The following is a 19281-nucleotide window of genomic DNA, read 5'->3' as shown; positions in this document are numbered from 1 at the left end:
CTTTTTGGAATCATATCTCAGTACTTTATTATAAAATTTGCAATAAGAAGTGCTTTACAAAAGAACTTAGAACAGCAAGAAGAATATCTAAAGTTAATTGCTGGATTACAAAGTATATTAAACAAACACCTTTTAAATAAGTAAATAGTATAATATTTCTATCTAATAATTAAACTCATGTCAATAACAGATAAAAGAATGTTAGATTTCCGTGACATATTAAAACAAACAAGGCGAATCAGGTTCTATACCGAATTTGATGAAAAGCTTGGAATATTAAAATCTAATTTATCTAAAATAAGAAGCGGAAAAGAAAGCTTTCACTTCACAGTACATCATATTAAAATCGCAGTTAATGATTTTGGAGCAAATGCAAACTATTTGTTTGGCGTATCTGATGAGGTTTTCCGTAAAAAATAATCGGTAACAAAATCGGTAACATCCGGCAACATAAATATTGTTTCATATAACAATCAACATACTTAAACACTTAATAATAAACGGTTTACATTCTTGTTAAAGTAAGACATATTGACTGGCAGTCAAAAGGTCACGGGTTCGAATCCCGTATTCTCCACCAGGAATATAAACAGCTATAACTAAATCAGTTATAGCTGTTTTTTTATTATAATTTCTTATTCTACAATAAAACTATTATTTTTCACATAAGTACCTAATTACCAATATACAAAACTCTTTAATGAATAGACTCAAAGAATCTTTAGTGCAACTTTTATAAAATTCAAAATATTGAACTATCTCATAGTAAAGTTATAAACTCTTTCATTTCTTAAAAGCTCAAAAAAAAATTCGTTCAGCATTTAAGCATTACCTGATCCCATCCCATGCAGAACGTTCATCAGCCCTATCGTCAATAGTAATCTGTGAAACAAAATCAAAACGCATAGATATGCGGTTGTCGATATCATAAGTATCCCAGCCAGGATTACCATGAGTGGCAAAATCTACCCATGCTTTATGAACAGTTGTTGCCAATTGTTGTGGAGGTTGGTTGCCTATCATTTCTGCAAAACCGACATTGGTAAGATTGTCAAATACAAAGGCCAGCTCGACCCCATGACAGGCACCAAGTAAATTATTATAGGCGGGAGAACCCCATGAAAATTCATACACATGTGTATTGCCGTGTTTTTCTGCAACCCTTAATGCTGGAATGCGGTAAAACCAATCTGTAATAATATCGCATAATACATCACCGGGAGAATTATCTAGACGGTTTTTCCGGTAGGTTTGAATAGCCTCAGTGGACAGTCCATAACCAGAAGCTAAAGTATCCAAAGCGGAATCTGTAATTTTTGAAAGAATACCCTCAGGAACAAGGAATAACCTAAATTCCTGACTATTGGTGCCAATAAGTATCTCTACATCTCTCCCAGAACCGTTGGCAATACACTCCAAAGGGGTTGCTGTTAATAAATCACCATCAATTACTGGCTCAAAGGGCATTAAATTGAACGCAGCTTCACCCCACAATTCCTTTAAAGGTTTTGCCATTATTTCGGATCCCAATTGATCCTGCGCAGCAAAAAGCTTTTCAATACTAACCTTTCCGATTGCCTCGCGTGTTGGCTCAACACCAAGTATTTCGGCAAGCCTGGTACCAATGAGCTTTGCAGATGAAGCGCTAATTACCGATTGCCCTGCTCCCGATTCGGCAATTGCACGCCGAAACAAACCCTGTGCTTCTTTCATAGCAAGTAATGTGCAGACGCTCATTCCACCAGCAGATTCACCAAAAATGGTAACATTATCCGGGTCACCACCAAAATTGGCAATATTATCCCGAACCCATTTTAGTGCAGCAATCTGATCAAGTATACCAAGATTAGGTACTCCATCACCAAACCATAAAAAACCATCAATACCAAGCCTATAGTTTATGGTAACCAAAACAACCCCATCCCGTGCAAAATTACTGCCATCATAACCTGAAACAGCACCTGATCCAAGAAGAAAGGCTCCCCCATAAATAAAAACCATAACAGGCTTTTTTTCCGTGGTATTTGAAGTCCAAATATTAAGGTTCAGATAGTCGTCTCCTGGAATCACAACATTGGGTAATAACCCTGCAAAAGGCCCGGATTTTGGAGTTATTTGCGGCGGAGTTGGCCCATATTCTGTTGCATTCTTTACACCGGTCCAGGGTGTAGGGGGAAGAGGTGGCTGAAATCGATTTGCACCAATTGGTGGAGCGGCATAAGGAATCCCTTTGAATGTTAGAATGCCATTCTTTGTTTTAATACCACTAACATCACCATATTGGGTACTAACTGTGTGTAATTTTTCCATCATAATATAAAAACTTGAACTGTAAGTTAGTAATTGTTGTGTAATGCACAAAATTAATGGCAAGTCCTGTGTTAAATTAATGCAGACTAAAAAAATAAGGTCAGCTTTTTCTATTTCTTTAATTTAAAGCGTTTTTTGACCAAAGGATTCTATACTGATTATCTCTTGAGTAAAAGAATATGCATCAGCGGATATAGCTTTTAATAAAAAAACTGATTTAGTATTATTCACAGAAGTTTGGGGATAAGAATTAGTCTATAAACTCCTTCTTGTTTTTTCTGATGTAGTTAACCTGAATCTGCTGCAGGTTTTTATTCTTGTTAAGTTTGTAGAATTCTTTGTCAAATTTATATAACGGGAGGTTCTCTAAGTATTTATTAAAACCTTCTGTTATACCATCCGGATCTTCATCTATTTTTGATTTTTCTTTTTCAAAAGTATCGTTAGCACGCTCAGTTAAATCAGCATATTTGGTTGCACCAATTAATCTCAAAGCCCCTGGTAGGTCTTTATAAAATAGTCCGCTATTATTGAAATAAAATTGATCATAACCACCATTATTTACTTCTGCTTCTAATTGGCATGTCATATAAATAGCTTGTCTTGATTTGTTCCAAGATGTGACCGTTTCATATAGCTTATTGTAAGCTCCTGATTGTAGCTTATCAGATAGATTTGCAAAAATGATTTCTAATAAAATGTCATCTGAAGTCGTGTCAATAATTTGTTCGGTTAATGGCGTGTAGATTGACTGATTGCTATTATTTTGTTTTGTCCCTTCAGAACAACCAAACAAACTTAAAATTATTGTTAAAATTCCATTGGTAATAATTCCTCGTCTCATTGATTTTATCATCTGTAAAACTTTTTAGTAAGCAAATATATACAATAATCCTATCCGTATAGAGGTCAGCTAACGAAACATGCTTTAAAGTCCGTTACGTTAGTTGACCTCTAATAAAACTTATAATTATCTTTTTATTCCGAAATAATTTTTTTGAGTGAGATCTTATTTCTGTTTCGCCTCAGGCTTTGTTGAAACTTTATTATAACTACTTTCTTTTGAAGAAAAGGTAGATGTACTTATGTTTGCTGCTGGAAAGGAAGCCGGGGTACACAATGTGTCAATTTTTGTAAAAAATGAAAAGGGGCAATCACTTACTGAAACTTTTCGTTTAGAATATCTGCCATCTGACTTTTCAATGTTGGGTAGTGTTCAAGGAAACTCAATATAAAATCTTTAGCAAATATTTAATAAACACAAACGAAAATCAATTTATGATATCAAAACAAAAAAATCTAATGTTAGTTTTACTTACTAAATAAATAGATATTATTATGAAAAACTAGCTAGAAAAGAACTAAAAAACATGATTGGAGGACTAATTAAACTCACTGATGCAGGAACTGGCGAAGGCGGAGGTCAAGGCTACATGTGTTGTAACAGTCATGGCTGCAGCGCCTGTGTTACACCAGCTCAACCTCGATGTGTTGCTGGTGCATGGGCTGTTCCATGTTAATTTAAAATTTAGGAGATAGGGTTTCTATCTCCTTTTTATTTCCAATCGCTATATATTTAACTATTTTATTTTGGCTGCATAAATAGCTTATATGAAAGCTTTTTGTATTTATACAGTAGATATATTATCTAATTTTAATTATTTTTTTATGTTAAATCACAGCATTGTGAAATTACCTATATTTACAACTTAACCAACAAATTTCAAATAATGAAAAAGTTCAAGAAATTAAATGCTAATAGCGCACTAAACAGAAGTCAGTTGAAAGCCATTAATGGAGGGTATCAAATTCCAAGAGATACTTATGTTGCTTGTAATTGTGGAACTGGACCTTTCGGATTCGTAAAATTTGTTACAGCAGATGAAGCTGGGGCTAGAGAGTGTTTAGCTTCTTGTTAGTCATTTATTTAATTAATTAAGGAGATAGGATTTCTATCTCCTTTTTTATTTCCCTCTCATTGTAAATTTCAACAGCCTTTTAATTGCTGCTTCGGTGGCTTCTAGAATCCTGCAAAATTGACCATCTTGAACCTATGAAAATTATCCTATTCCAAAATAACTTTGCATTAAGCTATTTCAAGACAGGACAAGTAAAAATCAATGTCCATGATATTGCATTTTTTGTATTTTTAACTATTGATAGAATATAACCTATTTTAGAAAATATTGCCAATAAAAGATGAAGGAAATATTTGAAACATTCAAGCCGGTAAATCCCATTGTCAAAAAGTATGTTGACTATTATTACCTGGATGTCAAACCTAACAATGAAGTCAATGAATTTCAATGTTTTCCTCATTTTAACAATACTATATCGCTTTATAAATCCCATATCCGATTAAGGGATGGAGAAATGGTTTTTGATCAAGCAGCGGTACCATTTCAGATTTTCACACCAATTCGAACGACAGTTCTGAATGTAAAACAACTAGGAAAAATTGAGAGAATCGTCATTATCTTTCACCCTCTTGGAGTCCAGCAATTTTATAAGAATTTAGATTTTTCAGGGTTTATCACAGATTATGAATTTTTCACCCAAACTGAACTTAGAAAAATTTTCTCACTATGTGCAACGGATACACTTACCAATTCATTGGACAGCTTTTTAGAGAACAGATTTGAGAAATTTGAAAACATAATTATTGAAAAATCCATAGAATATATATTCCGCTATTATGAAGAATTTTCAGTTGCAGAATTATCAAATGAGCTCCAAATCAGCAGACAACATTTAAATAGGCTTTTTCAGCAACATTTAGGTATTTCCGTAAAAAAGCTTCACGAAATAGTACTTTTCAGGCAAACCATAAATAAAAAACTTTTTGAAAAGTCTAAAGAAAGTTTCACCCAATTGGCCTATGAATTTAATTTCAATGATCAATCTCATTTCAACAAAACATATAAAAATCTAACTGCAAATTCTCCAAAATCTTTTTTTGCAAGAGGAACTATTTTGGGGGAAGAAGATACATTCTGGCATTTGAAGCCTTAATTTCTGATGTTCCATTTTTACAATTTTTTAATTATTGCCATGTTTATTTTTGAACCTGTATAATCAAATATTAAAAACATGAAAAAGTTAAAAAAACTAAAAAGAGAAGATTTAAAAAAAGTTAATGGTGGTGAAACTGAAATAGTGTGCCCACCTAGATATGTTTATGTTTCTTGTTTAGGTGTTTGCATGAACGGAAGGAAATGGGTTAATTGCCCCGGTTAAATCCCCCCCTCTTTATTGAGGGGTTTTTTATTTTCTATCATTATATGTTTCCACAGATCTTTTAATTTTTAATCATTTTTTATCATAAATGGTATATCTAAATTATATACACAAACTTAAATCACTTTATGGAGATTTTCATATATTTACAATCTAACCAAATAAATATTATCATGAAAAAAATTCTGAAATCTGATTTAAGAAAAATCACTGGCGGTCAAGCTTGTTATATGGCATTTTGCCCACAATGTAATAATAACGATGGACCCTATTATGCATGCATTCCAATAGGAGCTAATTCCTACGACGTATGTTGCCCATTTGGATAATAAAAAGTAAGCCCTAGGAATAGGGCTTATATTTTTTATTTCGGTCTGTCAGATTTTGTTGGGTCTATTGTTTCAGCAGGCTCTGCTAGAGTTATTTTTTTCTCCGCTGTTTTATTAGATTGTGTCTTTTTTATCTTAATCTTATTAGAAAGATTTTTAATTGAAGCAGAAGCATCAGCATTTAGTGAATCCTGATCTCTATCTGTTGTACAAGCAACATTAGCGCTTAATACAAAAATTGAAAAAATTAGTAGTTTAATATTCATATTTATAAATTTTGATCGGACATAAAAATACTAATTCATATTATATGATTTATATTTAATAACAATTATTATTGTTGCTATTCAAAATAATCCTTTCAAAATTTTTTTTTACTCCATTAAACACAATTTATGATAGATATTCCATATATCATTTACTTGTTTAAATTTAGTTATCGAATAAAATATCTCACGCCAAATTCCAGATTCATATTTAGCGGTCTATCTTTATACAGAGTCTTAGCATCACTACCATCATTAAAATAATAACGCAAACCAGGTTCTAAGTAAAGACCGAAGTTTTTATAAACTTTGTACTGCATGCCTACCCCAATATTCAATGAGGTTTGCAGCGAATTTATTCTAATTTTTGATGATGTACTTTCTTTTGTCTGATGATGAACAATATAATTGGTATTCATGAGCCCGGAAATTGATTTCTCTATTTGTACACCAGCACCCGCATAAGCAGCTAAGTTTCCTTTCTGCCAAATATTATAATTAACCTGTACGGGAACTCCGATGTATTTTATAATCTGCTCACTTTTAATCAGATTAGCATCAGTTCCGGATAGAAGATCTGAAGTAAGTTTTGTATATGTAAGCCCGGTTGTAACAGACCATTTGTCATTTAGCTGATAAGAAACTGACAATCCAATTCTTATTGGAAGCCTGTGCTTTATATTAGTATTAACATCCTGATTCATGTTCTCAGATAGTATCTCGGATACCGGACTTCCGGAAGCCTCTACTCCATCATTTGGTAAAGTCTCAAGCGGCCCATTCATCAGAGTATATCCTTTTTGAGTTGAAGAATTAGATGCAGTTTGCCGGGAAGTAAAATTTAATGTCCATTTACTATCGAGAATAGGTCTGCTTTTTAGATCATCATTCTCAATCCGAACAAAATCTCCTCCCGAAAGCTGCCCGGATACTGATGAAGTAATCTCGTTCTTATTTTTCATGATAGAAGTCAGAACTAATTCTTCTGATTTATTTATACCATCTTTCTTAACTTCATTAAACTGATGATCGTTATTGTAAGTTGATTTTATACCTTCACTTTGTTTTTTTAAACTTATTATAACCTGATTATTTATTACTTTATTGTCAATAATGTGTGGAGTATCTTTATTATCTACTTTATAATTAATATCCTGCATATTTTTCTTTATTCCTTCATTTACAGGTTGTACTAATAAATCGGGCTCTACAGATTTATTACTTATATGCTTTTCAAAAGTTTTATTATCCGTGGTCTCTTTTTCCTCATAAAAAAATATTAGCGAAATCACTAGTGCAATGGTTGCTGCAATACCTATTGTATTTATTATATAGCTTAACTTTAATCTTACCTTATGCTTATGATAATCATTTGTATTATCCGGAAAGAGCTCTTTTTCAATACTCTCCCATAATCCTTCTGGCGGATTGCCTTCATGACCTTCAATTTTATTCTTCAGGTCTATTAACCATTTGTCTTTCATAGCCCTTTATCTTTTAATTGTTTGCATGCATTAATTTGATGTACAAGCTTTCTTTTTGCTTTATGTAACTGAGAAGCCGATGATCCTTCACTTATTGAAAGTAATTCTGCAATTTCCTTGTGTGATTTACTTTCAAATACATACAGATTAAAAACAATTCTGTAGCCATCAGGTAATGACCTTATCATTGTGAGCAAATCTTCCATAGAAAAATCAGTTAGCTCTGGTTCTTCATCATTCTCTAAGATTGTAAGCTCTTCGTCAGCTGTTGAAAATTCCATCTTTGAAAATTTTCTTATGTATTGTAAAACCTCATTAATAATTATGCGCATTATCCAGGCTTTCAGAGAGCCTGGTCCCATATACTTAAAAGAATCTATATTGTGAAACATTTTTATAAAGCCATTTTGCAATACATCGTGTATATCATCCTGCCCTTTCAGGTATCTCCTGCATACAGATGTAAGCTCCCTTGAATAAGAATTATACAATTCCTTCCATGCTATTTGCTCTTTTATAACTAATCGTTTCACCAGCCTTATTTCTGGGTTATCTTCTTGGGGCATCTATAGTATTCTCAAATTTAAATGAGTAAAAAGGGTGTACATACACTAGTATAAGTACACCCGAACAAGTCTTTTTTATTTTATTTCTTCAACATTGCAAAATTATATACGATCTGATTAAAAGGAATAACTGCAGTTCCTTCAACAGTTATTTTAGTGGCACCTAATTCCAGATTAAGATTTTGTGTTTTAGTCTTAATAAATATTCCTTGTTTGATCTGGGCAAATGTAACTGTTACTTTTTTATTTACCCCATCAATTGGAACCTGGAAAGTAAGATCTTTAGGTGAGAAGGTAAGCTCTACTTCCTTTTTTGATTTACTCAAAACTGCCGTATAACTAACTTCATATTTAACTTTACCAATTGAAGCTAAGGCCTGATTGGCTTTAGTAGGATCAGAAATTATTGAGCTAATAATCTCTTTCATCGGAAATTCGGTAAAAGAAACAATATTTTTTTGAGCTGTAAAGGACACATTAATTTCACTCTTAGTAGTACCTTGTGATATTCCTAGTTTTCCGGCATAATTACCATTAACATCTTCAACCTTTGGATCTCCGGGAATAGGGATTGCCCTTTTATCATTATCGCTTCTGCAATTTGAAAGAATAAAAGGAATACTTAATAAAATGACAAGCTGTAAAAAAGCTTTCAGATTTATGAACTTTTTCATTTGAATTAATTGTTGGTTAAAAAATTTCTACTTTGAGTACTCATTTATATAAATACAACAATTTTAAATCCTTGCCTGACATTTAATAAAAATATTTCCAAACCATTAATAAATGTTTACGCAATAAAGATAAGTACCTGAAAACGTTAGAATTTAATTTTTATTAAAAATATATCACAATTAATAGAATTATGATTATCTTTATATCTAACCAAATAAATATTAGTATTATGAGAAAAATTACAAAGACTGAACTGAAACAAATCAACGGTGGTAGTGGCACCGGATGTATCAGAATGTTCTGCCCAGTATGCAATGATGGTAATGGCCCTACCAGCATATGCCTACCAAGAGGAACGGATCCATATCCAATATGTTGTCCAAACGGATAAAATAATTGAGCCCTCTTGATTGAGGGCTTTTATTTTTGAAACACTATTTAATGGAGACACTCTTCTACTACTTAAATCATTAATAATATCGTTTTTGGGAAAACTAATTTCACATTTATGTGATTTATTTATATATTTGCAAAATAATCTGAATCAATATTCAGGCAAATACAGCTTCCGGCAGAAGTATTTAAAATTAATATTTCCTATTTATATCTTATTCCGGATTTGCTTTATTAACATACACAGAATTAAAACACCAACCTTTGAAGTGCTTTGTATTTATTATAAAGCACTTTTCTATTCAATAGGTTACTATTTTATTTTTTTGAAAACTATTCCCTGCTGGATATTCATTTCTAATTCAGAAATCTCTCCTTTGTTATTTAATCTAAAGCTAAAATTAAGATCAGGATTTATTTGCTCTGGGAATTCTTCTGTAAACTTTAATCTGAAATAATCATATTATGCATGCTCTAAAGCAAATAGGAATGCTGGAAAAATAGTGTATAGCTTATCACCTTCTTTAACTATCTTAATTATTCCGTAGCCTTATTATATACACCACAATATGAATCCATAGTATGAGTTGGCTAATTACTTTCATTAACAGAAACTTAAATTTAATCTGTAATTATAGATATTTACAGTGAAAATAATTTAATAAAATATTATTATGTGTAAATAAATATCGTAACTTTAGTACAGAGTTATATTTTTCATAATATAATAAATGTGATTTGGTGGGTCCCGAGCAATCGGGACTTTTCGTTAAAATCACTTAATATTTAAATCCTTATACACCACGGTAGTAATAAAAAAAGCAACTTACTTGCTTGAAGTAGTTGCTGCTTTCTATAACAAATTATAACTAAAATAAACTTTTATGTACCCAACTAATACATTGGAGCATAACATAAATATGTTTTAGGTCCTGCTCCGGCTATACTTCTACAGCCCCCTGGTGCACAGCAAAAGCCATCTCCGCAGTTACCATCTTCAGGGCACATTCTATACCCGCCATTAATTGTTCTTAAATTCTCTCTTGAAACTTTTTTTAAATTTTTCATATTCTTAATATTTATTTGGTTAGGATAAAGTTAAATAATAGAAATTGAATAAAAAATAAATATTTCACTTTTTTGTGATTCTATATAATGGCTTTTAAATGCTTATATGAAAATATTTATAACATAAATGAAACAGCAACTCACTTTCCTGTAGTAGTTGCTGTTTCTTTATAACAAATTATAACTGTATTTCACTCTAGAGTACTACCATTCAATTGGAAAAGGCTCTATTTTTGGGCCACTTGTTGGAGGGCTACATAAATAGGTGTCAGGTCCCGCTCCGGCGATACTTCTGCAGCCTCCTGGTCCACAACAAAATCCATCACCACAATTTCCATCTTCGGGACACATTCTATATCCACCACTAATTTCTTTTAGGCTTTCTCTTGAAAGCTTTTTTAAATTTTTCATATACATATATATTTATTTGGTTAGGATAAATTTAAGTAATTCAATTCTAATAAAAAACAATTATTTCACTTTTACGTGATAAAATTAAATATATACAATAAAAAAACCTCTGGAAAAAATTCCAGAGGCCTCAAAAAAGTAAAATTTAAAATTATGAATAAGGGGTTTTAATTGTTATTATATTCTTTTAAATAGCCATCTATAACATCGAAGGCCTTTTTCTCGTCTTTCAGATACACTTTTACTTTTAGGTTTGTTGCAGTTGGTGTAGAGAGAAATGACATATATGAATTATCAATTTCTGCTTCTATACCTGCTTCTTCCAGTTTAGATTTTATTAACTGTACTTCTTGTGGTTTGTCTCCTTCAAAAACCGACACCTTTGTATTCATATCCATATCAATTTCATTATTAAATCGGTTTAAAATTAGTGAAATCATTTCAAAAATGCAAATGATTTACAAAAAAAATAATATTAAATTTTTGAAATAATAGAATTTATAGCAGATAATACTTTATTCAAATCTGCTTGTTGAACATTAAGATGTGGACGGAAACGTATTGACTTTTCTCCACATGGCAAAATCAGAATATCTTCTTCTGCAAATAACTGTTGTTGAACTTTATTTCTTAGTTCTTTTGAAGGAAAATCTATTGCACACATAATCCCTACTCCTCTTGCATTCGAAAGGTAATCCGGATAACGGTTTTGCAACTGAATAAGACCCTCTATAAGAAAAAGTCCCTGCTGTTGTACATTCTCTAATAAATTTTCATTTTCAATGATTTCCAGCATTAGCTTCAGGCGAAGCATATCGACAAAGTTCCCACCAAATGTGGAATTGATTCTTGAAGATTCTTTGAATACATGATGCTCTACTTCATCCAACTTTTCTTTACTAGCCAGAATACCACAAACCTGAGTCTTCTTACCAAAACTAACAATATCCGGAACAACACCTATATGCTGGAACATAAACATCTTTCCTGTAATTCCGATTCCGGTTTGCACCTCGTCAAAAATTAACAAAATTTCATTTTCATCACAGATACGTCTTAATTCCTGGAAAAATTCCGGACGGAAATGATTATCCCCCCCTTCAGCCTGAATAGGTTCTATAATAATGCAGGCAACCTTATAAGGATTGGCCAGAATAGCTTCCTGTATATGTAATAAAGCTTTTCCTTCCTGTTCAATCGTATAAGCCAAATTTTCTTCTGTGACCGGAAAAGTTAATTTCGGATTGATGATTCTTGGCCAGTCAAATTTCGGAAAATATTGATGCTTTCTAGGGTCAGCTGTATTGGTTAAAGACAATGTATATCCGGAACGTCCATGAAATGCCTGTTGAAAATGAATGACCATTGAAGCTTCGGTTTTACTTCCCTGCAGCCAGTTCTTTCTTGTCTTCCAGTCAAAAGCTGTTTTAAGTGCATTTTCTACTGCTAATGCACCACCTTCTACAAAGAAACAATATTGTAATTCTTCTGGTATAACGACTCTTTCAAATACTTCCAAAAAATCAGCATATTCCTGAAGGTATACGTCACTAAGTGTAGGCTTATAAGTAGCATGCTTCCCCAGCCAGTCCTGATGCTTTAAAATATATGGATGGTTGTAGCCTACAGCTGCCGAAGCAAACATAGAAAACATATCCAGATATTCTTTACCTGAAAGATTATCTACAATTACAGAACCGTGTGACTTTTCGAAATCCATTACCATATCCAGTCCGTCTGCAAGAATGTGTCTGCCTAAAGTTTCTTTTACCTGATTATTATCTACAATATTGTTCATTTGATTTGGGTTATTTTTTCGTTAATTAATTACATATTTAGTTTTATCTGTAATGTTGTGATTGTAATACTTTAGGGTTAAATATTAAATTTAATTCCCTGGGCTAATGGTAAATCTTTACCATAATTAATCGTATTGGTTTGTCTTCTCATGTAATACTTCCATGCGTCCGATCCGGATTCTCTTCCGCCACCGGTTTCTTTTTCTCCACCGAATGCTCCACCAATCTCAGCTCCGGATGTCCCGATATTCACATTTGCAATTCCGCAATCAGATCCTGCGTGAGAAAGGAATAGCTCTGCTTCTCTCAGGTTTTGAGTCATAATTGCTGAAGAAAGTCCCTGCGGAACATCATTTTGCATAGCAATAGCTTCTTCAAGCGTCTTATATTTCATAATATAAAGAATAGGTGCAAAAGTTTCATGCTGTACAATTTCGTATGCGTTCTTTACTTCTGCAATACATGGCTTTACATAACAACCTGAAGCATATTCTTTCCCTTTTAGAAGACCGCCTTCAACAATAAATTTCCCACCTTCTTTTTTGCACTTAGCAATGGAATTTTCGTATTGTTTTACTGCATGATCATCGATTAACGGACCTACATGATTTTCTACATCTAATGGATTTCCTATTTTCAGTTGGCCATAAGCTTTTACCAGCTTGGTCTTAACTTTATCATATACGCTTTCGTGGATAATCAATCGTCTTGTAGAAGTACATCTTTGTCCGGCTGTTCCTACAGCTCCAAATACAGCACCGATAATGGACATTTCCAAATCTGCATTTTCAGTGATGATAATGGCGTTGTTACCGCCTAATTCCAATATAGATTTACCAAAACGTCCGGCAACTTTAGAAGCAACCTCTCTTCCTACTGCAGTAGAACCAGTAAATGATATCAGCTGAACATCTTTACTTTCCACCATCTTCTGCCCTATTACATGATCGCTGATTACAAGATTAGAAATGCCTTCCGGCAGCTTATTCTCTTTCAGAACCTCGGCCATAATATTCTGACAAGCGACAGCGCAAAGTGGTGTTTTTTCTGAAGGCTTCCATATAATAGCATTACCACATATAAGAGCCAATGCTGCATTCCAGCTCCATACTGCTACCGGAAAATTAAAAGCTGATATAATCCCTACTATTCCAAGCGGATGGTATTGTTCGTACATTCTGTGTTGTGAACGTTCAGAATGCATGGTGAATCCATGTAATTGGCGGGATAATCCGACTGCAAAATCGCAGATGTCAATCATTTCCTGTACCTCGCCCCAGCCTTCCTGAAGAGATTTTCCCATTTCATAAGAAACAAGCTTCCCAAGATCTTCTTTATATTCTCTCAGTTTTAATCCGAATTGTCTGATGATTTCTCCTCTTTTGGGTGCAGGCATTAACCTGAACTCAGAAGAAGCCTGCTGTGCAAGTTTGATAATCTTCTCATAGTCTTTTCCAGAAGCTGTTTTTACGCTAGCGATTAGTTTACCATCTACTGGCGAATAAGAGTCAATAGATTTTCCGGTTGCAAAAAATTTGGTCCCGGAAGAAGCACCTTTATTGTCTTTAGAGATTCCAAGATGCTGAAGAGATTTTTCGATTTTAAAGCTTTGATTGGTTTTTGCCATTTTAATTATAATTCAGTGTTCGTTCACTAATATAACTATTTTTGGCGATTCCTAACAGTCGTTTACCGATTATTATACTAAATTTAACATCTTTGCCAGAAGAATTACAACATAAAATGGTTGATATTATAATTTTGTTCTTTGTCCCTAATATATTACAACAAAGGTTTTACAGTTTAATTTCAGAAATTAAATTTTTTTAGACTTTGATTCATTTATTCTCTAAAATCTCTTTCCTAAAACATCCCTGATTTCAGCCATTTATCCCCCATATAAAGCCATTTTGTTGGTTGCCAATACGAAGACTGATACATTTGTTCAAAAATATAAAATGAAAATCTTCAATCAACTTTTCATATCCTCTACGCTGGTTGTTCTTGTCGGATGCAATTCTAAAAATGAAACTTCTGAAACTCAAATCACACAAAAAGCCATAACATTTGCCGATTTTAAAAAGATAAAAGGAGTAGATAATATACAGGATGTACCATTTCAGCTATTTACCAAACTAGATTCTGTACAGTTTTTTGTATATCCTGATAAAAATGCTGCTTATCTTAAAAAAGCTAATAATAAACTCGATAATTATTATGGGTTTGAAGAATTTGATGACTTCTACTCTATTCACTTCAGTATTGATAATAATATTTCGAACAGCATTGAAGCTTTTGTCTTAAAATCGGAATTTAAAGCAGCATTTGAACTAACTTTAAAAGGTGTAAATCTTTATGAAATAAGAAGCAGTACGTTTAAAGAATCTGACGACTTTAAGAATAAATCTTTTAATAAATATGGTACAATTGATGAAGTGTCAGAACAGGAATTTAAAACAGCATCAAAAAAGCGAATTGATGAAGTATTGGTGAAAAATCCACACATAACGCTGAAAGACAACAACTGGATATATACTGAAAATGGCAAACAAGAAATCATTACACAGCATAAAGATATATCTACAGAGACAGGACCTCTTGCTAATGAATATATAGGACGATCTTCAGCCTTAAACATGGAAGTTTTTAAAGGAAATTCTAACGAAGTTACAGATCCTTACTATTCTTTTTTCAATGTAAAAGATGCAGTGATGTTTGATTTAGCTACAAGTGGCTATCCACAAATTCTCCCTGTTAAGAACCGGATTTCCTTTGTCTCATCCAATAATGATGTAGGAAGCAATTTTGTGATTGGTGAATACTTTCCACAAACAAAAAAACAAGACAATCTTTTATATGTGAATTTTACCAACTTCAAAATAGCAGATGAAAAAAAAGCATTTTGGGCAGAAAATGATACTTTCTATGCTGAAGTCTATCCACTAAATTCAGCATCAGCTAAAGGTAAAAAGCAGAAAGCAGCATTTATAAAAATCCAGTTAAAACCTAATTTGCTTTAGTAAAGAGAATGTTTTAAGTTTTATAGTTAATACTCTTCAATAGTTCGACAGACTAACATCATTTTAAATTAAAATTTTAACAGTATCAAAAAATGCTTTTCATTATTAAATAACTGATAAGAACAAGCTAAAAACCCCTGAAACCAGCCAGTGTATATGGAAACAAAGTCCAATATCTTTGCTACAGTTATTTAAAGATATACAATGAAAAAAATAAGTTTAACAATTCTTTTTTCTTTACTAAGCCTTATCACTTTTGCACAGTCTTTAAAAGTAGTTATTAAACAAGACGGAAAAGTAGTTCAGCCTGTAAATGATGTTTATGAACTTAAAAAATCTCCTTTCTTGTTTGAAATCAATTCTACAAATCTGGAAGGTTTTCTAATTGGAGCAACTACAGACGAGAATATTTACACAGTGGCTGCAGACACTTACAATCCGGAGGTTGCATGGTTTCAGAATACAGGTATGGCAGAAGAGCTGTGCAACAAAGACAAAGAATTGTTTTTAATGGATACTGCACCATCATATTGGTACTATACAGATGCTAAAGATCACCGATTCGACAAAAATCCTAAAGGAAATTTAAAGCAGTGGACTGCTACACGTACCATTACAAGGTTTTATGATATCATGGTAGACCAGCCCATCAGTTTAAAGGATTTTAACGGAAATGCTTACGTATTAATGTATGAGCCGGTATATAATAACGAATATGATTTAATAGGTAAGAAAAATCTATTTCGTGCTACGTTAAAATTCAAAGACTAAATTATCACGCACCGAATTAACTTGATTATATAAAAGGCCTGCTTACAATATGTGAGCAGGCTTTTTTATTTTATTCAATAATCAAACCGTATTCTATCGCAAGTTTAATCGCTGAACTAAGATTGGAAGTTTGAAATTTTTCGATAAGATTCTTTCGGTGACTTTCTACTGTATGCGGACTGATGAAAAGCTTTTCTGCCATTTGGTTGGTAGTAAGTCCTTTCGCCGCTTCGGCTAAAATTTCCTTTTCTCTTCGTGTTAGTTTTGGAACCTGATTTAGCCCATCCAGCGATTTCTTTTCAAGGACAGAATTGGTTTGTGAACACAAAAATTGTTTACCCGCATATACCGTATTAATTCCTTCCAGGATTTCGGAAACCGAAGCGTTTTTCTGGATGTATCCTAATGCCCCTTCAGCCAAAGTACTGTTAATTACAGGCAGCTCATTGTGAACACTGAGTATTATAATCTGGAGATTTCCATACTTCTTCTTTAGAGGTTTTATGAGTTCGATACTGTTGGTATCTACCAGATTGATGTCCAGTAATAATATATCGATAGCTTGTTTTGCAAGACCTGCATTCATTTCCGAAACGTTTCGGAAACAGTCTACAACATCTATTGTGTCGCTATTTCCCAAAATATTCTTCAGTCCTTCTAGTAGAAGTGGATGATCGTCTGTTATAGCTACTTTTATCATGTTTTAATGAATAGGTATTTGAAGTTCTATACTGGTGCCAATATTCAATTCGGATATGATATTCATCGTTCCTTTTAAAAATTGGACTCTTGATTCTATATTGTGAAAACCAGCTGTTTTTTTTACGTTTAGTCCTTTGTGGTCAAAACCTTTACCATTGTCCTCTACTGTAAGATTGAGCATGTTTTCTTCCTGACTTATCTGAATAATAATTTCGGAGGCATCAGCATGTTTTATGGCGTTATTCACCAATTCCTGAATGATTCTGTAGATTATCAATTGCTTTTCCTCGGACAAGGAATTACCATAGTTGATAAATTCGGTATGGATATCTAAAGCATTATTGGATATACGGGAAGCAAACTCCTGGATTGCTACTTCCAAACCATATTTCACCAATAAATCCGGCATTAAATTGTGTGCTACACGTCTTAGTTCTTCTACAGCACCATCAATTTGCTTAATCGATTTTGAAATGCCTTCTTCTATATTTTCGGATTGATGAGGATCTAGATAAGAAAGCTGATGTTTAGTACCCGATAACAGGCCTCCTAAACCATCATGAAGATCACGAGCCAAACGACCACGCTCCTGCTCCTGGCCTTCCAGCAATGCTGTAAGTGTTGATATTTTTGAATTTTGCTTCTCTTTTTCCATAGCCAGAGCATGCAGTTCGTCTCTTTGTTTCATAGACTTGGCACGTTGCTTATAGGCGTAAAGTAATAAGAGAATTAAAACAATAAAAATGACAATAAAAATAGTATAATAGGTATTGATTTTCTCTTTGAAAGCCAATAGTTTCTTATAGTTATTGATGTCATTATTCTTCTGTCTGGTTTCTAACTTTGCCAGACGAAGTTGTTGTTCTTTTTTCTCTGATTCTAGTTCTGAAAACTTTAATCGTTCCCGCTGATTTTCCTCTACCAGTTTTAGGTTGTTATAGACCTGTTCACGTTGTGTCCTAAGTATATTTATCAACTTGATTTCCTGTGCTTTTTTATCGCTTTCCAGTTGTAGCTTTATATATTTCTGCTCTTGCCTTTCTTTTTCAAACTGAGATTCCAATCTTTTGGTAATATCCAGTTTTTCCTGATCATAGACACTTTTGTATTTATCAACATAACTTTTATAATAAACAAGTGCTTCTTTATAATTACCCTGCTCTTCGCTAATTCGGGATAGAGACTCCAGAATAGATAGTTCTATATTATGGTTTCTGACAGGGCTTTTTCCGATTTCCATAGAGGCTTTCAGAAAATAAGACTTAGCTAAATCGTAGTGCTTATTCTGTATGGCCAACTCTGCCAAAATTCCAAACGAAGAAGCGATATGAATAGCATCACCCGTTTCAAGGCTTACTTTATTGGCTAATTGAGCATATTCCATGGCTTTTTCCGGATTAAACTCAGTATATAAATTGGCTAGATTAATGGCTGCATAAGAAAGATTGCTCTTATTAAGCATAGACCCTTTATTTTTGTTAAAGGTCGTAATTGCCTGCACATAATATTGTTCTGCTTTATTCCTAAACTGCTTATCAGAAGGGTTTTGAACATGTTTTTGTTCAAACATATAACCCATTCTCATATAGGCATCGAAGATCAGGTTGGGATCATTTTGTTTGGATGCTAATAATAAAAACTGTTTGCTGTATTTTTCTTCCAGCTGATATTCGTTCAGGTCAGCATAAATTGCGGATAGTTCTTTGGCTGTATTTCCGTATCTTCCATAAAGTGTAGAAGTTGTTAGTGAATTTTCGTAATAATTAATGGCTTTCAGGTAAGCAGCCACGGCATCAGTAATTTTGTTATTACGGGTGAGAATCCAACCTCTTGCATATTCCAGATATCCTTTTGCCTCGTTACTATTTGTTTTTAAACTATAAACCTTTCCCATTTCCAGACTTTTTGAAGATTCTGCTTCTTTATTATCAAGTCTGTAATTCATTGCCTGAACGGCATATAAAATAGTAGCATACTTCCCATCAGTCAGCTTTGTTGCTATGGAAATATTATTTGCTAAAATCTGGTAAGATTTCGGTTTGAGGTTATGGAAAAATAAGGCAGTAGCATATTTAGGAGCTATGTTTAACTGCTCCGTTGTCTTGTCTGAAGCATTATTATATTCCTTTTCTAATTTGCTCAAAGCATCTTGTGCCTGAACAAAAAACGGACAAATAAATAAAGTGAATATAAGTAATAACCTGTACATCAAACCCTTCTCTCTATTAAGATTTATTATATTGAGGAACG

At 33.0% G+C, this 19281-nt stretch carries 20 protein-coding genes; 7 read left to right on the top strand and 13 right to left on the bottom strand.

Going from position 1 to position 19281, the window contains the following annotated elements; genetic code table 11:
• Nucleotides 1–177 precede the first annotated feature (177 nt).
• Nucleotides 178–420 carry a hypothetical protein gene (locus tag C8J95_RS04770; RefSeq protein ID WP_107808972.1) on the top strand — a complete coding sequence of 81 codons (243 nt, stop codon included), beginning with the start codon at nucleotides 178–180 and terminating at the stop codon, nucleotides 418–420.
• A 408-nt stretch (nucleotides 421–828) separates the two neighbouring features.
• Here the strand turns inward: C8J95_RS04770 and C8J95_RS04765 are convergent, their stop codons facing one another.
• Together C8J95_RS04765 and C8J95_RS04760 are read right to left on the bottom strand one after the other, a co-directional pair.
• Nucleotides 829–2313 (bottom strand): carboxylesterase/lipase family protein, encoded by a 1485-nt coding sequence (locus C8J95_RS04765; protein ID WP_255412719.1) that lies wholly within the window; start codon nucleotides 2311–2313, stop codon nucleotides 829–831.
• Nucleotides 2314–2560: 247 nt separating this feature from the next.
• Nucleotides 2561–3166 carry a DUF4375 domain-containing protein gene (locus tag C8J95_RS04760; RefSeq protein ID WP_107808971.1) on the bottom strand — a complete coding sequence of 202 codons (606 nt, stop codon included), beginning with the start codon at nucleotides 3164–3166 and terminating at the stop codon, nucleotides 2561–2563.
• An 874-nt stretch (nucleotides 3167–4040) separates the two neighbouring features.
• Here C8J95_RS04760 and C8J95_RS04755 point away from each other — a divergent pair.
• From C8J95_RS04755 to C8J95_RS18650, 3 genes are all read left to right on the top strand, one after another.
• Nucleotides 4041–4229 (top strand): hypothetical protein, encoded by a 189-nt coding sequence (locus C8J95_RS04755; RefSeq protein ID WP_107808970.1) that lies wholly within the window; start codon nucleotides 4041–4043, stop codon nucleotides 4227–4229.
• 280 nt (nucleotides 4230–4509) lie between these two features.
• Nucleotides 4510–5322 (top strand): helix-turn-helix domain-containing protein, encoded by an 813-nt coding sequence (locus C8J95_RS04750; protein ID WP_107808969.1) that lies wholly within the window; start codon nucleotides 4510–4512, stop codon nucleotides 5320–5322.
• 78 nt (nucleotides 5323–5400) lie between these two features.
• Complete coding sequence (locus C8J95_RS18650; protein ID WP_158267943.1) at nucleotides 5401–5547, top strand: hypothetical protein; 147 nt, start codon at nucleotides 5401–5403, stop codon at nucleotides 5545–5547.
• A 364-nt stretch (nucleotides 5548–5911) separates the two neighbouring features.
• Here the strand turns inward: C8J95_RS18650 and C8J95_RS04745 are convergent, their stop codons facing one another.
• The 4 genes from C8J95_RS04745 to C8J95_RS04730 all read right to left on the bottom strand — a co-directional run bounded on the left by C8J95_RS04745 (nucleotide 5912) and on the right by C8J95_RS04730 (nucleotide 8866).
• A complete protein-coding gene (locus tag C8J95_RS04745) occupies nucleotides 5912–6142 on the bottom strand; it encodes a hypothetical protein (RefSeq protein WP_107808968.1) in 231 nt (76 codons plus the stop codon).
• 170 nt (nucleotides 6143–6312) lie between these two features.
• Nucleotides 6313–7626 (bottom strand): outer membrane beta-barrel protein, encoded by a 1314-nt coding sequence (locus tag C8J95_RS04740; RefSeq protein WP_107808967.1) that lies wholly within the window; start codon nucleotides 7624–7626, stop codon nucleotides 6313–6315.
• Entirely contained in the window at nucleotides 7623–8159 is a 537-nt protein-coding gene (locus C8J95_RS04735) for an RNA polymerase sigma factor (RefSeq protein WP_255412718.1), read from the bottom strand. The genes C8J95_RS04740 and C8J95_RS04735 overlap by 4 nt, the downstream gene beginning before the upstream one ends.
• A 113-nt stretch (nucleotides 8160–8272) precedes the next feature.
• Nucleotides 8273–8866, bottom strand: coding sequence for a DUF4840 domain-containing protein (locus C8J95_RS04730; RefSeq protein ID WP_107808965.1), 594 nt, complete (start codon nucleotides 8864–8866; stop codon nucleotides 8273–8275).
• Nucleotides 8867–9096: 230 nt separating this feature from the next.
• Here C8J95_RS04730 and C8J95_RS18645 point away from each other — a divergent pair, with 230 nt between their 5' ends.
• Nucleotides 9097–9258 (top strand): hypothetical protein, encoded by a 162-nt coding sequence (locus C8J95_RS18645; protein ID WP_158267942.1) that lies wholly within the window; start codon nucleotides 9097–9099, stop codon nucleotides 9256–9258.
• Nucleotides 9259–10154: 896 nt separating this feature from the next.
• Here the strand turns inward: C8J95_RS18645 and C8J95_RS18640 are convergent.
• The 5 genes from C8J95_RS18640 to C8J95_RS04710 form a co-directional block, all read right to left on the bottom strand.
• Nucleotides 10155–10328, bottom strand: coding sequence for a hypothetical protein (locus C8J95_RS18640; RefSeq protein WP_158267941.1), 174 nt, complete (start codon nucleotides 10326–10328; stop codon nucleotides 10155–10157).
• 204 nt (nucleotides 10329–10532) lie between these two features.
• Nucleotides 10533–10739, bottom strand: coding sequence for a hypothetical protein (locus C8J95_RS04725; RefSeq protein ID WP_146165460.1), 207 nt, complete (start codon nucleotides 10737–10739; stop codon nucleotides 10533–10535).
• Between the two features lie 167 nt (nucleotides 10740–10906).
• Nucleotides 10907–11137, bottom strand: a complete 231-nt coding sequence (locus tag C8J95_RS04720) for a DUF2007 domain-containing protein (RefSeq protein ID WP_107809034.1) — start codon at nucleotides 11135–11137, stop codon at nucleotides 10907–10909.
• Between the two features lie 77 nt (nucleotides 11138–11214).
• Complete coding sequence (gene lat, locus C8J95_RS04715; protein WP_107808963.1) at nucleotides 11215–12537, bottom strand: L-lysine 6-transaminase; 1323 nt, start codon at nucleotides 12535–12537, stop codon at nucleotides 11215–11217.
• 77 nt (nucleotides 12538–12614) lie between these two features.
• Nucleotides 12615–14165, bottom strand: a complete 1551-nt coding sequence (locus C8J95_RS04710; RefSeq protein ID WP_107808962.1) for an aldehyde dehydrogenase family protein — start codon at nucleotides 14163–14165, stop codon at nucleotides 12615–12617.
• Between the two features lie 331 nt (nucleotides 14166–14496).
• Here C8J95_RS04710 and C8J95_RS04705 point away from each other — a divergent pair, with 331 nt between their 5' ends.
• Together C8J95_RS04705 and C8J95_RS04700 are read left to right on the top strand one after the other, a co-directional pair.
• Nucleotides 14497–15558: a resolvase gene (locus C8J95_RS04705; protein ID WP_107808961.1), complete on the top strand. Its 1062-nt coding sequence runs from the start codon at nucleotides 14497–14499 to the stop codon at nucleotides 15556–15558.
• 204 nt (nucleotides 15559–15762) lie between these two features.
• Nucleotides 15763–16329, top strand: coding sequence for a hypothetical protein (locus C8J95_RS04700; protein ID WP_107808960.1), 567 nt, complete (start codon nucleotides 15763–15765; stop codon nucleotides 16327–16329).
• 70 nt (nucleotides 16330–16399) lie between these two features.
• Here the strand turns inward: C8J95_RS04700 and C8J95_RS04695 are convergent, their stop codons facing one another.
• Together C8J95_RS04695 and C8J95_RS04690 are read right to left on the bottom strand one after the other, a co-directional pair.
• Nucleotides 16400–17029 (bottom strand): response regulator transcription factor, encoded by a 630-nt coding sequence (locus tag C8J95_RS04695; protein WP_059155790.1) that lies wholly within the window; start codon nucleotides 17027–17029, stop codon nucleotides 16400–16402.
• 3 nt (nucleotides 17030–17032) lie between these two features.
• Nucleotides 17033–19240 (bottom strand): ATP-binding protein, encoded by a 2208-nt coding sequence (locus C8J95_RS04690; RefSeq protein WP_107808959.1) that lies wholly within the window; start codon nucleotides 19238–19240, stop codon nucleotides 17033–17035.
• Between the last annotated feature and the right edge of the window lie 41 nt (nucleotides 19241–19281).

The sequence above is a fragment of the Elizabethkingia sp. YR214 genome (genome assembly GCF_003058195.1).
GTDB lineage: Bacteria > Bacteroidota > Bacteroidia > Flavobacteriales > Weeksellaceae > Elizabethkingia.
The sequence above is the reverse complement of the archived record's forward strand: the minus strand, read 5'-3'. Positions and strand labels throughout refer to the sequence as shown.

Bases quoted from the DNA above. Each gene is read 5' to 3' on its own strand.
- C8J95_RS04770 (WP_107808972.1), top strand. From the start codon at position 178: ATGTCAATAACAGATAAAAGAATGTTAGATTTCCGTGACATATTAAAA.
- C8J95_RS04765 (WP_255412719.1), bottom strand. From the start codon at position 2,313: ATGATGGAAAAATTACACACAGTTAGTACCCAATATGGTGATGTTAGT.
- C8J95_RS04760 (WP_107808971.1), bottom strand. From the start codon at position 3,166: ATGATAAAATCAATGAGACGAGGAATTATTACCAATGGAATTTTAACA.
- C8J95_RS04755 (WP_107808970.1), top strand. From the start codon at position 4,041: ATGAAAAAGTTCAAGAAATTAAATGCTAATAGCGCACTAAACAGAAGT.
- C8J95_RS04750 (WP_107808969.1), top strand. From the start codon at position 4,510: ATGAAGGAAATATTTGAAACATTCAAGCCGGTAAATCCCATTGTCAAA.
- C8J95_RS18650 (WP_158267943.1), top strand. From the start codon at position 5,401: ATGAAAAAGTTAAAAAAACTAAAAAGAGAAGATTTAAAAAAAGTTAAT.
- C8J95_RS04745 (WP_107808968.1), bottom strand. From the start codon at position 6,142: ATGAATATTAAACTACTAATTTTTTCAATTTTTGTATTAAGCGCTAAT.
- C8J95_RS04740 (WP_107808967.1), bottom strand. From the start codon at position 7,626: ATGAAAGACAAATGGTTAATAGACCTGAAGAATAAAATTGAAGGTCAT.
- C8J95_RS04730 (WP_107808965.1), bottom strand. From the start codon at position 8,866: ATGAAAAAGTTCATAAATCTGAAAGCTTTTTTACAGCTTGTCATTTTA.
- C8J95_RS18645 (WP_158267942.1), top strand. From the start codon at position 9,097: ATGAGAAAAATTACAAAGACTGAACTGAAACAAATCAACGGTGGTAGT.
- C8J95_RS18640 (WP_158267941.1), bottom strand. From the start codon at position 10,328: ATGAAAAATTTAAAAAAAGTTTCAAGAGAGAATTTAAGAACAATTAAT.
- C8J95_RS04725 (WP_146165460.1), bottom strand. From the start codon at position 10,739: ATGAAAAATTTAAAAAAGCTTTCAAGAGAAAGCCTAAAAGAAATTAGT.
- C8J95_RS04720 (WP_107809034.1), bottom strand. From the start codon at position 11,137: ATGGATATGAATACAAAGGTGTCGGTTTTTGAAGGAGACAAACCACAA.
- lat (WP_107808963.1), bottom strand. From the start codon at position 12,537: ATGAACAATATTGTAGATAATAATCAGGTAAAAGAAACTTTAGGCAGA.
- C8J95_RS04710 (WP_107808962.1), bottom strand. From the start codon at position 14,165: ATGGCAAAAACCAATCAAAGCTTTAAAATCGAAAAATCTCTTCAGCAT.
- C8J95_RS04705 (WP_107808961.1), top strand. From the start codon at position 14,497: ATGAAAATCTTCAATCAACTTTTCATATCCTCTACGCTGGTTGTTCTT.
- C8J95_RS04700 (WP_107808960.1), top strand. From the start codon at position 15,763: ATGAAAAAAATAAGTTTAACAATTCTTTTTTCTTTACTAAGCCTTATC.
- C8J95_RS04695 (WP_059155790.1), bottom strand. From the start codon at position 17,029: ATGATAAAAGTAGCTATAACAGACGATCATCCACTTCTACTAGAAGGA.
- C8J95_RS04690 (WP_107808959.1), bottom strand. From the start codon at position 19,240: ATGTACAGGTTATTACTTATATTCACTTTATTTATTTGTCCGTTTTTT.